The organism is Bacteroidota bacterium (genome assembly GCA_039821555.1).
GTDB lineage: Bacteria > Bacteroidota > Rhodothermia > Rhodothermales > Rubricoccaceae > JBCBEX01.
In genome coordinates, this window is sequence record JBCBNX010000026.1 from 34,998 (window position 1) to 49,709 (window position 14,712).

A 14,712-nucleotide genomic window follows, 5' to 3' on the forward strand; every position below is an offset into this window, starting at 1 on the left:
TGTTGTCCCGCACGATGTCGCAGCCTGTGCACCCCCACCACCGGCCTCGTTCCCGACGCAGGCGACCCTACCCCGCGGACGCCTGCGTGCCCAACTGAGGCGCGTCCCTGCCCATCGCTTCACCCCTCCGAGCCATGCGCACCCTCGCTCTCGTTCTGGCCGCTCTGGCCGCTCTGGCTGCAACGGCTACCGCCCAGCCCGTCGATTTCCGGCCGGTTGTCCTCACCGGCTCGGATGTGCCCGACCTCATCGGCGCGAACGTCACCGCGCCCGTCTGCTTCGCCTTCCGCGACGGCGCGTGGCAGCAGTGCCCCCTCCAGATCGACGAGCGAGAGATGCTCGACCCCGCGTCGAACTATCCGCGCACCGTCTCGGACGCAGCCCAACTCTTCGGCGGCGAGCGGCAACTGCTCTACACCGCCCCGCAGGACTACCCGATGCCCGGCTTCGACCCCGTGATCCGGGTCGACTCCCGGCGCGGGTTCGACGCCGACGACGAACTCGTGCTCATGGCGCGCTTCTTCGGCGACGTGGTCAACCCCGCCGCGCCGCCCTTCGCGCCCGCCACCGTCTCCGAGGTACTGTTCGAGGGCAAGGCCGTCTACCTTTTCGTCCCGACCTCGCCGCTGGACCAGAGCGCAGGCATCGATCTCGTGTCCTACACGTTTGACCTCGTCGCGGGCAACTTTCCGCAGGCCTACACCTTCGAGGCTGACCCCACGCTGCCCGACGAGTGGGGCGAGGGCGACTTCCTCGCCGCCAACCCCGAACAAAGCCCCGCCTCGACGGCCTACTACTCGACGCTTTTCGAGGACCGCTGGATTCAGCGCGAGCTGCGCCTGAGCGACGGCCACGGTGGCTACGGGCCTGACCTCCTCGACCGGGTGAAGTACGGCACCCGGCCCAACACCCTCGGCAACAACGGCGTCTGCGGGCGCACGATCTGGTCCGGCAGCGCCGCCCGCGGCACCCTCGGCATCCAGAAGGACGGCCCGCTCCGGGCGATCCGCTTCGCGCAGGGCTACAACTCCGGTGGCCTCAACTACGTGCTCTACCAGATGTACGAGCGGTTCGTGGTCTACCGCATGGCGCACCAGATGCACAGCGGACCCGGCGCGTCCATGTGGTTCGACCTCGCGCCCGAGGCCAGCGGCATGACCTACACGAACAACCTCTTCCCGGACGGCGTCGCCGTGGACGGCCAGCCTGAACGGGAACCGGGCAACGCGTTCATTGAGGACTACCTCGACTGGGACTACCTCGTCGGCGACCAGGGCTCGATGGTGTCGACGTGGCAGGTGGAGACCAACCTCACTGATCTCTATCCCTATTCCTACTACGAGGACGACACGACGCCCGAGACGCAGCAGTGCACGGGCGACCGGACCGCATACGCCTCAGCGGGGAACGTCTACATCACTGGGACGCCCGAGAACGGCGGGATGCCGTGGACCGACCCCTCTAACCCGGCGTCGTACAACAGCCAGGGCAAGCTGCGCTTCCTCCGCCTCGCGCGCAGCATCGTGCCCGAGGTGCCGAACCTCCCCGAGGCCGATGCCCAGTCGACCGTCACCCAGCTCAGCACGCCCATCGTCTTCTCGGTGCGCGAGGTGGACGTCACCGGCGGCGGCGATGTCCTTGCCCCGCAGATCAACGGCAGCTACAGCGGGACGTCGTTCCTCGGCACCGCATCGGACGGGCGGCCGAACGACACCGGCCTCGCCACGCTCGCGCTCAGCCCGGCGGCCACCAACCTCGCGCTCGCCACCGACTCGTTCACCGAGGGCGACGCAACCACCAGCTTCACCGTGACGCCGATCGACCCGCAGGTGACGGGCTCTGGCTATGTGATCGCGACCGACGTGGCGGGCAACGCCGACTCGGTCTTCGTGAGCCTGGATGCGGTCGTAGTTCCGTTCGATCTCGCAGCGGCGGCCACCTACGCCTTCACGAACGCCACGGAGGGCACGATCACCGTCACCGCGTCGAACATCGGGGCGGACCCACTCACCTCGGTGCGGGTCGTGCGCAGTTCGACGGCAGGCCTCGCCGTCGCGCAAAAGACAATCACGCTCGGAGCCCTCGCGCCGGGCGAGGCCAAGGACGCCGTCTTCTCGTTCTCCAACGCGACCGCCGGGGCGACGGCCTCGTTCCAGGTGCAGGACCTCGTGGTGCGCGAGGGCGAGAGCGACGTGAGCAACAACGACGTCACCGTAACCCTCGATTCCGAGAGCGATGTCGCAGCGCCGACGCTCGCAGGCAGCGCCGCGGGCACGGTGTGGACGGGTACTGCCAGCGATAGTGACTCGAACGACTCAGGCATCGCCACAGTGACGCTCGCGGGTGACGCGACCAACCTCACGCTCACCGTGAGCCCCTTCACGCTGGGCGACCCCCAGGTTTCGCTGAGCGTCGAACTCACCGACGCCGCCCAGCCCGGCGCGGGCACAGTGGTTGCCACCGACATCGCGGGCAATACTGGCACGCTCTTCCTCGAACTCAGTCCTGTGAGCGGCGACACCGCACCGCCAATCCTAGCCGGGAGCTACGGGGCGTCCACCTTCGAGGGCACGGCGCGCGACGACCGCCCGGCCGACACCGGGCTCGCCTCGATCACCCTGCGTGACGCGGTCAACCTGCGCCTCACCGTCGTGGGCGATCTCCCGGGTGCGCCGTCGGCCTCGTTCCGCGTGCAGCCCATCACCCGCAAGCCGGGCCGCGGCACCCTCGTGGCTATCGATGTGGCAGGCAACGAGAGCACGCTGTTCATCGCCACGGACCTGGCAGGCCAGCGCGCGACGAACGAGGGGGCCGTAAATGACGAAGTGGCTGCGACAGACGAGCGTTCTGATGCGAAAGAGGGCATGTTCATGGACGCCGAGCCCGACGCCATGCGCGATGCCATGCCCAACGAGGACACGGGCACAGAGCCGAGACCGCCGAATGAGACAGCGCAGTCGGGTAAGCCAACAGACACACGCGTAGTGGATGCTGAAGTCGCCGGGAAGCCGGTGTCTGACGCGGGGACGCCCTCGTCTGACGACGTGAAAGACGAGCGTGCTTCGACCAGCCTGACTGGTGATAAAGAGGCGGTGGCAGCGTCCGTAGAAGGGGAGTCCTCCCCGGAGACGAAGTCGCCCGCAGAGGCGGATGAGGCGGTCCCGGCTGACGCGCCTGTAGCCGGTGCTGCATCCGCTGGGGTCGAGCCGGTCTCGCCGTTCGTGGTCGAGGTGTACCCGAACCCGCTTCGGGGAGTCGCCACGCTCCGGCTCTACCTCCGCTCGGAGAGCCCCGTCCGGGTAGCGCTCTACGATCTCACCGGCCGCCGCGTGGCCATCGTGGTCGACCGGCGACTGGGAGCGGGGTGGCACGGCCTAGCCCTGGATGCTCACGCGTTGACGAGCGGGCTCTATCTCTGGCGCGCGGAAACAGGGTTCGGCGTGGAGACGGGACACCTGTCCGTCGTGCGCTAGGCGGCGCGCCTCGGCCATCCGTCCCGCACGGTGCTGCAACGAAAAGCGCCCCTCCGAGGGCCGTGCGGGCATCGGAGGGGCGCGGTGGTGTGGAGCTAAGCGGATTCGAACCGCTGACCTCTGCAGTGCGATTGCAGCGCTCTACCAACTGAGCTATAGCCCCAGGCGGACTCCAAGTATACGCACGGAGGGTGGGCCTCCCCTCCGCGCGCGGAGATTTCACTGGCTACGGGGGCCCTGGCAGCCCCGTCTGCACCAATGTGCCCGCATTAATGGGCTACGGTCACCTTGCGCGTGCGGACGCCCTGCTCGGTCTCCAGGCGCAGCACGTACACGCCCGGCGCGACGGCCGCCGTCGGCCAGACGGCCTGCCACGTACCGGCCGTCCGCGCCGCGGACGCGAGCACCGCCACCTCGCGGCCGAGCACGTCGTAGACGGTCAACTGCACCGGGGACGCCTCGGGCAGAGTGTAGGACACCTGCAGGTCGCCCGCCACGGGGTTCGGGTAGGGCGCGTCGAGCGCGAACGAGAGCGGCGCGGTGTCCGTCTCGGAGGCGACCGCGCCCAGCGGCAGCACGAGAAGCTCGAAGCGCGGCGCCGACGCGCTCCGCAGCGAGACGCCAGCGCGGCCCGCAATGCCGAGGCGCTGGTCAGGCGAGCCAGACGAGGCTCCCGTCCCTCTGATCTCAAACGAATAAGCGGCGGCTTCGTCCAGGTCCACGCTCGTTCCTGTGACCCGATCGGTGAGCAGCACGCGCCAGCCTTCGGGCAGCGACGAGCGCGGCCAGGTGAGCGTGGCATCGCCCGCGATGCCCGCGGCGTTCACGACGAGCGGGATCGTGTAGGCGTCCGTCACGCCGAGCGGGCGGCCATCCTGCGCGAGCAGGCGCGTGCCGTCCTCAGTCTCTTGCTCGAAGGCGAGCGCGACGTACGGGTAGGTCAGCGGCGTCAGCTTCTCGGCGTCCCACACCCCGACGCCCTCGGAGGCGTCCTCGGCGAGGTAGAGCACCGCGGCTTGGTCGGTGCGCCGCAGCCCGGAGGTGGCATCGGTGACGTCCAGGCGGAAGGCGACGAGCGGGGACGCCGCCTCGCGCGATTGCGACGTGCCGCGCGCGTCGAGCGGGACTTCCAGCGTGCCAGCCCCGGAGGCCTGGTAGAACACGCCCTGCCACACCGGCACTTCGTTGCTCGCGGTTGTCGTGGTGACGTAGCTCCCGATGCACTCCACCGTCGGCGACGCGTCCGGGGTGCACTGCCACATCTGCCCGACGTTGCTGGCGAGCGTGACAGACCCGTCCCACGTGGCGATGTTGCTTACGTCCAGCGTCGCGGCGAAAGGGTTGCCGAGCAGGTTCCAGCCGTCGCCGTCCGCGTGCAGCGTGGGGACGCTCACGGCAGCCAGCGGCTCGCTGCCCTCGAACGAGATCGACATCGGGAGCGCGATGCTCTCGCTGTTGTTCGGGTCGCCCGCGTCGGGGTCGAGGTCGTTGTCGTACAGGTACCAGATGAAGCCCTGGCCGGACGCGAGTGCCTCGTTGGACGCTGTCGGCTTGACGAAGGCCGTCCCGTCGTAGCCGACGTACAGGTTGGCCGCTGCGGTCGCGTAGAAGCCCGGTACGCCCTGGACGAGGTTCTGCCCGGCGAGGTCGGCCACGGTCGTGCCGCCGGTCGGGGCGGTGAGCATGCGCCAGCCGAAGCCGTCCTGGAAGGTGTAGTCCGTGCCGAGGACGTTGAGCGTGACTGGCACGGTGGTCAGGGCGGTCCCGGTCCCGTTGGAGGTGAGCGTGATCGCGCCCGTGTAGGTGCCCGCGCTCAGCCCTGTGGCGTCGATCGCGACGGAGAAGTCGTCGAAGGTGGCGTCGTCGGCCGCGCCGTACGCCGGGGCGGTGAAGGAGAGCCACTCGGCAGCCGGCGTGAACTCGATCGCGAAGTTGTCCTTGGCAAACCCGCCGAGGTAGTCGAGGAGAAGGCCCGTGGTGTTGTCTCCGCTCTCGATCCCGATGGTCACGCCGGTGAAGTCGTTGACCGTCCCTTCGAGATCATCGTACTGGAACTCGATGGTGCCATCGTTGTGCAGGATGATCTGGAAGGTGCTGAGCCGGTTCGAGTTGACGAACCCGCCGCCGAAGATGCGCGCGATGTCGTTCCACTGCACGATGAACCGCCCATCGCCCATGTCCTGAAAGTAGATGCTGCTCGGCGGCGTGGACCATAGAAAGTGGTCGGCCCAGTAGGCCGCGATCACACCATCGGCTGCGGACAGGGACGGCAGGGGCTCTGGCGTCTGGGTCGCGCTGTTGAAGCCCGTGTCGACTGTGACGAACCCGTTGTCGCTGACTCGGATCGAGGTGTAGCTCGTCCCGAAGTAGGGAAACGAGAACGGCAGCGCGACCGTGGAGAGGACTTCGTTGGAGTTGATGCCGCCGAGCAACTGCGTGCCTGTGCCGGAGATGTCGGTGAAGCTCGCCGTTGGTCCGCCCACATCGTCGCTGGTGGCGTAGACATAGTTCGTGGTGCCTGCGGGCACGGCCCCGTCCTCTTGCCGGGTGGCGGCCTCGTAGTAGAGCGTGCCTGCGCCCGTGTTGGAGAGCGTGATGCTGGCCGTCGTGCTGGTGCCCTCGGTCAGGCCCACCTCGATGGGGCCGCCGGACGCGCTGAGGGTGGCCTCGACGGCGGTGCCTTTGAAGCTGGCGATGGTGTTCGCGCGCTGGTTGGTGGCGCGCGCCACGTTGCGCAGCTCCTCGTCGCCGGTCGGGTTGCCGTTGAAGGGCTTGTCGGGGGCCGAGAAGCGCTGGATGCGCGTACAGAAGTTGCCGGCGCACGCGTCGCTGTTGCTCCGCGAGTGCATGATGGTGCCGAAGTCGTTGGGACCGTCGATGTAGCCGTGCCCGTAGACGAAGGGCGTCTCCGTAGGGTCGTTCTCAGTGTGGTGTCGGGCGCCGATGTTGTGGCCGATCTCGTGGCCGAAGGTGTAGTTGCCGGTCGCGCAGTTCCAGGCGGTCACGGAGAAGGCCAGCGACGAGTCCGAGCCCACCCAGGCCAGGCCGCACGAGCCGCCGATTCCGCGCAGCAGCACCGCAAAGTCGCCGCCGAAGGTGTCGCGCAGCCCCTCGATGCCGTCGAACTTGGTGTTGCTGCCTCCCTCGATGGTGAAGTCGTTGAGGTCGGTGCCGAAGTCGGAGGAGTTGTCGTCGGTGGTCTCGTAGATGTGGACGAGCGAGAGGCTCGCGAGGATGCCGCTGGCGGTGTAGGCTGTGTTGGTCTCGTCGACGGCGAGCTGGGCGAGGGCCTCGATGGCGGCAGTGCCGCCCGCCTCGGTCGTCGCCGTCGGCGTGTAGGCGACCACCACGCCGATGGAGGCCGCGGCCTGACGTGCGCCTGCAGGGCTTTCGTGGCTGGCCTCGTGGCGGTGCGACGGATGGGCTGAGCCGTGCTGACGTGTGTCGTGTTGGTGAGGCTCCGGGGTGCCCGGGATCGCAGCGTCGCGGTCGCGCTGGCCATAGGCTTCCAAAAAGGCCTCGTAGTCAGACGGGTGGTCGGGCGGGAACGCGGCCTCGTCCACCTCGATGAGCGCGTGGAGACCGTCGCCGAGCGGGCGGAGCTGGTAGAGGCCGCGCGGCGTCCGGATCGACCCGGTGACGCCCTCCGCCCGAACGACCAGGTTCGCTGTCGTGCGATAGTCGCGGGTGTGGCCGGACCACGAGGCGTCGGCTGGGGCCCGGCGCGTCAGGCTCACCTCGGGCAGCACGATGGTTTCCCGGCCGAGGTCGAAGCGCGTCGACGCTTTGGCTTCGAGCGCATCGAGGCGAATGCGTACGAACGAGACGCGCGCCGTCGTCGGCTGAGCGTCGAGCCGGGCGAGCGCCGTGGACTGGGCGGCGTCGAGCGCGGTGCGCTGCATAGCGGCGGGAACCAACGCGTCGCGCTGGGCCAGGATGGGCGCGGCGGTGCCAAAAAAGAAGAGTAGAGCGAGCACGCTCCCGACCAAGCGGGGGCGCAGCCATGTACATGTGAGCATCGGGGGTGGCGGAATGACCTCGAAAAAGCAAAGACCCAGCGGTCACAGGCTGGGGCCAAGAGCATCATCAAAAAGTACACCGACCTGCGCGCCGGTGAACTCGTCGAGAGCGGGCCGGTGCGTTCCTCGCAAACATTTGGTGGCCCCCCGTCGCCGGCTGCCCGTCGGCGGCGAACAGCGCGCAACCCACGTGCACCCGCCCGGTATCAGGGTATTCCCCATCCTCGCACGATAATTCACCAGCGAAATTTCGCGCAGGCTACTACATTCCGACGTTTCCCCCCGACGAACCGATTCCTTTAGCAGCATGGCCTACGACGCTTCCGTGCACGACGCCTTCGGTGCCCGCGACACCTTCGACACCGGCTCCGGCACGGCCTACTACTACCGCCTCGACGCCCTCAGGGAACAGGGCTACGACATCGACCGCCTCCCGTTCTCGATCAAGGTGCTCCTCGAAGGCGCCCTGCGCGGCCTCGACGGGCGCCTCATCAACGAGGACGACGTCAAGAACCTGGCGTCCTACGACCCCGCCGCCCCGGCGCAGGTCGAGATCCCGTACCAGCCCGGCCGCGTGCTCCTGCAGGACTTCACCGGCGTCCCGGCCGTCGTGGACCTCGCAGCGCTCCGCAGCGCGATGGCGCGCAACGGCGCCGACGCCGCCGAGATCAACCCGCGCGTGCCGGTCAGCCTCGTCATCGACCACTCGGTGCAGGTCGACACGTTTGGCATCCCCGAGGCGCTGCAACTCAACGCCGACATCGAGTTCACGCGCAACCGCGAGCGCTACGAGTTCCTCCGCTGGGGCGCCGACGCCTTCGAGAACTTCTTCGTGGTCCCGCCCGAGCGCGGCATCTGCCACCAGGTGAACCTCGAATACATCGCCACGGCGGTCCTCGAAAAGGAAGCGCCCGAGGGCCTGCCGATCGTCTACCCCGACACGCTCGTGGGCACGGACAGCCACACGACGATGATCAACGGCCTCGGCGTGCTCGGCTGGGGCGTCGGCGGCATCGAAGCCGAGGCGGCCATGCTCGGTCAGCCGATCTACATGCTCATGCCGGAGGTCGTCGGTTTCCGCCTCAAGGGGCACCTCCGCGAGGGCGTCACGGCGACCGACCTCACGCTCACCGTCACGCAGATGCTGCGCCAGCACGGCGTCGTCGGCAAGTTCGTCGAGTTCTTCGGCCAGGGCCTCTCGGCAATGAGTCTCCCCGACCGCGCGACGATCGCCAACATGGCGCCCGAATATGGCGCGACGATGGGCTTTTTTCCCGTCGACCAGGAGACGCTCGACTTCCTCAGCCGCACCGCGCGCGACCCGAACCTCGTCGAGAAGGTGGGCCGCTACATGAAGCTGCAGGGCCTCTTCCGCACCGACGACACGCCCGACCCGCAGTTCGCCTCCGTCCTCGAACTCGACCTCGGCGACGTGCAGCCGAGCATGTCGGGCCCGAAGCGCCCGCAGGACCGCATCGTGCTCGGCGACGTGCAGCGCGAGTTCAAGGAGAGCCTCACGCGCCCGGCTAGCCCGCAGGGCTTCGGGCTGAAGGAGGACGCGCTCGCGAACACGGGCCGCTACAGTGACGACCAGGGCCGCGCCTTCGACATGAAGCACGGCGACGTGGCGATTGCCGCCATCACGTCGTGCACGAACACCTCCAACCCGAGCGTAATGCTCGGCGCGGGGCTGCTCGCCCGCAACGCCCGCGCGAAGGGCCTCACGGTGAAGCCCTACGTCAAGACGAGCCTCGCCCCCGGCAGCCGCGTCGTGACCGAATATCTCCGCGAAGCCGACCTCCTCGACGACCTCGCCGCGCTCGGCTTCGACCTCGTCGGCTACGGCTGCACGACCTGCATCGGCAACTCGGGGCCGCTCCCGGACGCCGTGCAGAGCGCCATCGAGGACGGCGACCTCATCGTGGCGGGCGTGCTCTCGGGCAACCGCAACTTCGAGGGCCGCATCCACAGCCACGTCAAGGCCAACTACCTCGCGAGCCCGCCGCTCGTCGTCGCCTACGCGCTCGCCGGAACGGTCGACATCGACCTCCAGAACGACGCGCTCGGCCAAGACGCCGACGGCAACGATGTCTTCCTGAAGGACATCTGGCCCAGCCAGCAGGAGATCCTCGACGCCATTGCCCAGGCCGTCAAGCCCGAGCACTTTGCCGAGCAGTACGACGACATCGAGAACTCGAACCCGCGCTGGAACGCAATGCCGGTTAACGGCGGCGAGCAGTTCGGCTGGAGCGACGAGAGCACCTACATCCAGGAGCCGCCGTTCTTCCTCGACGTGACGCCGGAGGCCCCGACCATCGCGCCGATCCATGGCGCGCGGACACTCGTCAAGGTAGGCGACTCGGTCACGACGGACCACATCTCCCCGGCGGGCGCGATCCCGCAGGGCGAGCCGGCTGGCGAGTTCTTGGAGGCGCGCGGCGTCAAGCCCAGGGACTTCAACTCGTTCGGTAGCCGCCGTGGCAACGACCGCGTGATGACGCGTGGCACGTTCGCCAACATCCGCCTGCGCAACCGCATGGCGCCGGGCACCGAGGGCGGTCACAGCACCTACCTCCCCGAGGGCGAGCAGGGCTACATGTACGACGTTGCGATGAAGTACAAGGCCGACGGCACGCCGCTGGTCGTCTTCGCGGGCAACGACTACGGCATGGGCTCCTCGCGCGACTGGGCCGCCAAGGGCACGATCCTCCTCGGCGTGCGCGCCGTGGTCGCGCAGAGCTTCGAGCGCATCCACCGCTCCAACCTCGTCGGGATGGGCGTGCTGCCGCTGCTGTTCAAGGCCAGCGAGAGCCTCGACACCTACGGCCTCGATGGCTCCGAGCACTTCGACATCCCCGTCACGGACGACGTGAAGCCCGGCGAGCCGCTCACGATCACCGCCACGAAGGCCGACGGTGCGACCGTGAGCTTCGATGTGGTCGTGGCGCTCAACACGCCGGTCGAGGTGGAGTACTACCGCCACGGCGGCATCCTCCACTACGTCTTGCGCGAGTTCCTCAACAACGCGCTCGAAACGGCCTAGCGGCTCCCAACATGCTCTCGTAGCCAAGCGGTGCGGCAGCGATGTCGCACCGCTTTTGTGTGTTCCAACGATGCTCCTGACTCTCACGACGACTCACAGCCCGGCGACGGACCTGGGGTACCTCCTCCACAAACACCCGGCGCGGGTGCAGACGTTCGACCTCCCGTTCGGGCAGGCGCACGTGTTCTACCCCGAGGTGAGCGACGTGCGTTGCATGGCGGCGTTGCTGCTGGACGTGGATCCCATCGGGCTCGTGCGCGGGCAGGGCGCGACGCTGGCGCAGTACGTCAACGACCGCCCCTACGTTGCGTCGTCGTTTCTGAGCGTGGCGCTCTCGAAGGTGTTCGGCACAGCGATGGGCGGGCGCTGCAAAGACCGACCCGCGCTTGTGGAGACGCCGATTCCGCTGGAGGCGCGGCTGGCGGTGGTGCCCTGCCACGGCGGGGCCGACGTGCTCCGCCGCCTCTTCGAGCCGCTCGGCTACGAGGTCGAGGCGACGGGACACCCGCTGGACGAGACGTTTCCACAGTGGGGCGACAGCCCGTACTTCACCGTCACGCTCCGCCACACCGTCCGGCTCGCCGACCTGCTCTCGCACCTCTACGTGCTCATCCCCGTCCTCGACGGTGCGAAGCACTACTACGTCGGCGAGGACGAGGTCGACAAGCTGCTCGATAAGGGCGCGGCGTGGCTGCCGGGCCACCCCGAGCGCGCGTTCATCACGCGCCGGTATCTCCGCTTCGGCGGCCTCGCCCGCGACGCGCTCGCCCGCCTCGCTGAGGCCGACGACTCGGCGCTGCCCGACGACGACGCCCAGGCGGCGAAGAAAGAGGCCGTCGAGCAGCCGATGCGGCTTCACGACCAGCGCCTCGACGCGGCGGTCGACGTGCTCAAGGCGGCGGGCGCGCAGCGCGTGCTCGACCTCGGCTGTGGCGAGGGCAAATTGGTCCGGCGGCTCATGGACGATGCCCAGTTCACCGAGATCGTCGGGATGGACGTGTCCGTGCGGGTGCTCGAACGGGCAAAGGCGTGGCTCGACCGGCGGCCTGAGCGCCAGCAGCGGCGGGTCCGGCTCCTGCACGGCTCGCTGCTCTACCGCGACCGTCGCCTCGACGGCTTCGACGCTGCCGCCGTGGTGGAGGTGATCGAACACCTCGACGCGCCACGGCTGGCCGCGTTCGAGCGGACCGTCTTCGCCCACGCGCGCCCTGGCACCGTCGTCGTGACGACGCCCAACCAGGAGTACAACGCGCTCTTCGAGAGCCTGCCTGCGGGCCAGTTTCGCCACCCTGACCATCGCTTCGAGTGGACGCGCGCCGAGTTCGCCGCGTGGGGTACGCGCCTCGCCGACGCACACGGCTATGCCGTCCGCTTTCTACCCATCGGCCCCGAGGACCCGACGCGCGGCGCGCCGTCGCAGATGGCTGTCTTCGAGCGGACTGACACCATGGCCTCTGACGTGACCCTGACTGACGGCGAGGTGCCCGTATGACCATCCAGATTCCCGAGTTTGCCTTCGTCGTACTGATCGGCCCGAGCGGGTCGGGCAAGTCGACGTTCGCCGCGCGGCACTTCCAGCCGACCGAGGTGCTCTCGTCGGACACCTGCCGCGCGCTCGTCTCCGACGACGAGAACAGCATGGACGCCTCGCAGGACGCGTTCGACGTGCTGCACTACGTCGCGGCGAAGCGGCTGGCGCGCAAGCGGCTCACCGTCGTGGACGCGACCAACGTGCAGGCGTTCGCGCGCAAAGGGCTGCTCAAGCTCGCGAAGCAGTACCACGTGCTGCCCGTCGCCATCGTGCTCAACCTGCCGGAAGCCGTCTGCCAGGCCCGCAACGACGCGCGGCCTGACCGCGGCTTCGGCCCGCACGTCGTGCGCAACCACCTCCGCGACCTGAAGCGCTCGCTGCGGCACCTCCGCAAAGAAGGCTTTCGTTACGTCCACGTGCTCACCACGCCCGAGGAGGTCGACGCGGTGACCATCGAGCGGACGCGGCTCTGGAACGACAAGCGCGACGAGCACGGCCCGTTTGACCTCATTGGCGACGTGCACGGCTGCCGCGCCGAACTCGACGCGCTGCTGGCTGAGCTTGGCTACACGGAGGACCCCGCGCACGTGTTCGACGGCGTCCCGGCGCTGCGTCATCCCGAGGGGCGGCAGGCGTTCTTCGTGGGCGACCTCGTGGACCGCGGCCCCGACAGCCTCGGCGTCTACCGGCGCGTCCGTGCGATGGTGGAAGTTGGCACCGCGCTCGCCGTGCCCGGTAACCACGACGACAAACTCGTGCGGAAGCTGCGCGGCCGGAAGGTCAAGGTGGCGCACGGGCTGCAGCAGACGCTCGACGAGATCGCCGCGCTGCCTGACGAGGCGCGCCCCGCATTCGAGCGCGGCATGGCCGACTTCCTCAGCGGGCTGGTGAGCCACTACGTTCTCGACGAGGGTCGCCTCGTGGTGGCGCACGCCGGGATGCGCGAGGACCTGCAGGGCCGCACGTCGCGGCGCGTGCGCGACTTCGCGCTCTATGGCGAGACGACCGGCGAAACCGACGAGTTCGGCCTGCCGGTCCGCCACAACTGGGCGGCGGAGTATCGCGGCAGCGCGTCCGTCGTCTACGGGCACACGCCGGTCCCGCACGCCGAGTGGCTCAACGACACAATCAACATCGACACAGGCTGCGTTTTCGGGGGGCAGCTCACAGCGCTCCGCTGGCCCGAGCGCGAACTCGTGTCGGTGCCCGCCGCCGAGACCTACGCGGAGCCAGCACGCCCCTTCCTCGAAACGCCTGCCGACAGCACTGATCTCACGGCGCAGCAACTCCTTGACCAAGACCTTGACCTCGCTGACGTGGCAGGCAAGCAGCGCATCACGACGCGTCTGCGCCCAACGGTCACGATCCGCGAGGAGCAGGCGACGGCCGCGCTGGAGGTGATGAGCCGCTTCGCCGCCGACCCACGCTGGCTCGTCTACCTCCCGCCGACGATGTCGCCTGTGGAGACGAGCACGCGCGAGGGCTACCTAGAGCACCCGGCCGAGGCCTTCGCCTACTACCGCGAGCGTGGCCAGACGACCGTCGTGTGCGAGGAGAAGCACATGGGCAGTCGCGCCGTCGTGGTGGTGTGCCGCGATGCCGAGGCCGCTGCGCGCCGCTTTGGTGTCGATACAGGCGAGGACGGCATCGTCTACACCCGCACGGGCCGCCGCTTCTTCGAGGACCGCACCGTCGAAACCGCTTTGCTCGACCGCGTGCGGCAGGCGATGAACGCGGCGGGCTTCTGGGAGCGTTTCAGCACCGACTGGGCCGTGCTCGACGCCGAGCTGATGCCGTGGAGCGCGAAGGCGCAGGCGCTCCTGCGTCAGCAGTATGCCGCCACCGGAGCCGCCGCCCGCGCCGCGCTGCCGGAGGTGGTGGACGTGCTCGCGCAGGCCAACGAGACCGGCCTCGACGTGACAAACCTTCTCCAGCAGACCCGCACTCGCCTCGCCGACGCCGAGCGCTTCACCACGGCCTATCGCGGCTACTGCTGGCCTGTCGAGAGCGTGGACGACCTGCGGCTCGCGCCGTTTCACCTGCTGGCGACGGAGGGCGCGGTGCACGTCGACCAGGACCACGGCTGGCACATGGACACGCTCGCCAACCTCGTGGCGGCGGGCGACGAGACGCTGCACCCGACCGCTGTGCGCGTCGTGGACGTGACTGACCCGGAGGCCGTCGAGGCCGCGACAGCGTGGTGGGCCGCCATGACCAAGGCGGGCGGCGAGGGCATGGTCGTCAAGCCGCTCGACTTCATCGCGCAGGGCAAGCGCGGCGTCATCCAGCCCGCCGTGAAGTGTCGGGGGCGCGAATACCTCCGCATCATCTACGGCCCGGAATACACGCGGCCCGAGCACCTGGAGCGGCTGCGCCGGCGCGGCCTCAAGCGCAAGCGCTCGCTCGCGCTGCGGGAGTTCGCGCTCGGCGTAGAAGGGCTGGAGCGGTTCGTCCGCCAGGAGCCGCTGCGCCGCGTCCACGCCTGCGCCTTTGGGGTGCTCGCCCTCGAATCCGACCCCGTCGACCCCAGGTTGTAGGACGGCCGGACCGTGCCTCGACTGTGCGTCGACTAGGGCGTGTGGACATTGATCGGGTCAGGTGCTCACGAGACGCCGTTTGCGTCTCCGAAAGGCGCACGAGGAGCGC

General features: G+C 68.9%; 5 protein-coding genes and 1 tRNA gene. 4 read left to right on the top strand and 2 right to left on the bottom strand.

The genetic code is table 11. The annotated features are described in order from the left end of the window. Positions 1-134: 134 nt before the first annotated feature. A complete protein-coding gene (locus AAFU51_17480; protein ID MEO1573046.1) occupies positions 135-3,473 on the top strand; it encodes a T9SS type A sorting domain-containing protein in 3,339 nt (1,112 codons plus the stop codon). Positions 3,474-3,563: 90 nt separating this feature from the next. Here the strand turns inward: AAFU51_17480 and AAFU51_17485 are convergent. Beyond that, a tRNA-Ala gene (locus tag AAFU51_17485) sits at positions 3,564-3,636 on the bottom strand. A gap of 106 nt (positions 3,637-3,742) precedes the next feature. Next, complete coding sequence (locus AAFU51_17490) at positions 3,743-7,450, bottom strand: M12 family metallo-peptidase (protein MEO1573047.1); 3,708 nt, start codon at positions 7,448-7,450, stop codon at positions 3,743-3,745. A 349-nt stretch (positions 7,451-7,799) separates the two neighbouring features. Between AAFU51_17490 and acnA the strand changes: the two genes are divergently transcribed. The 3 genes from acnA to AAFU51_17505 all read left to right on the top strand — a co-directional run bounded on the left by acnA (position 7,800) and on the right by AAFU51_17505 (position 14,603). After that, positions 7,800-10,535: an aconitate hydratase AcnA gene (acnA, locus tag AAFU51_17495; protein MEO1573048.1), complete on the top strand. Its 2,736-nt coding sequence runs from the start codon at positions 7,800-7,802 to the stop codon at positions 10,533-10,535. A 70-nt stretch (positions 10,536-10,605) separates the two neighbouring features. Beyond that, entirely contained in the window at positions 10,606-12,027 is a 1,422-nt protein-coding gene (locus tag AAFU51_17500; protein ID MEO1573049.1) for a 3' terminal RNA ribose 2'-O-methyltransferase Hen1, read from the top strand. Then, on the top strand, positions 12,024-14,603 hold the full coding sequence (locus AAFU51_17505; protein ID MEO1573050.1) for a polynucleotide kinase-phosphatase: 2,580 nt from the start codon (positions 12,024-12,026) through the stop codon (positions 14,601-14,603). The genes AAFU51_17500 and AAFU51_17505 overlap by 4 nt, the downstream gene beginning before the upstream one ends. The last annotated feature ends 109 nt before the right edge of the window (positions 14,604-14,712 follow it).

What these genes read in the sequence shown, in the direction of transcription:
- AAFU51_17480 (MEO1573046.1), top strand. Translation starts at nt 135, where the DNA reads ATGCGCACCCTCGCTCTCGTTCTGGCCGCTCTGGCCGCTCTGGCTGCA.
- acnA (MEO1573048.1), top strand. Translation starts at nt 7,800, where the DNA reads ATGGCCTACGACGCTTCCGTGCACGACGCCTTCGGTGCCCGCGACACC.
- AAFU51_17500 (MEO1573049.1), top strand. Translation starts at nt 10,606, where the DNA reads ATGCTCCTGACTCTCACGACGACTCACAGCCCGGCGACGGACCTGGGG.
- AAFU51_17505 (MEO1573050.1), top strand. Translation starts at nt 12,024, where the DNA reads ATGACCATCCAGATTCCCGAGTTTGCCTTCGTCGTACTGATCGGCCCG.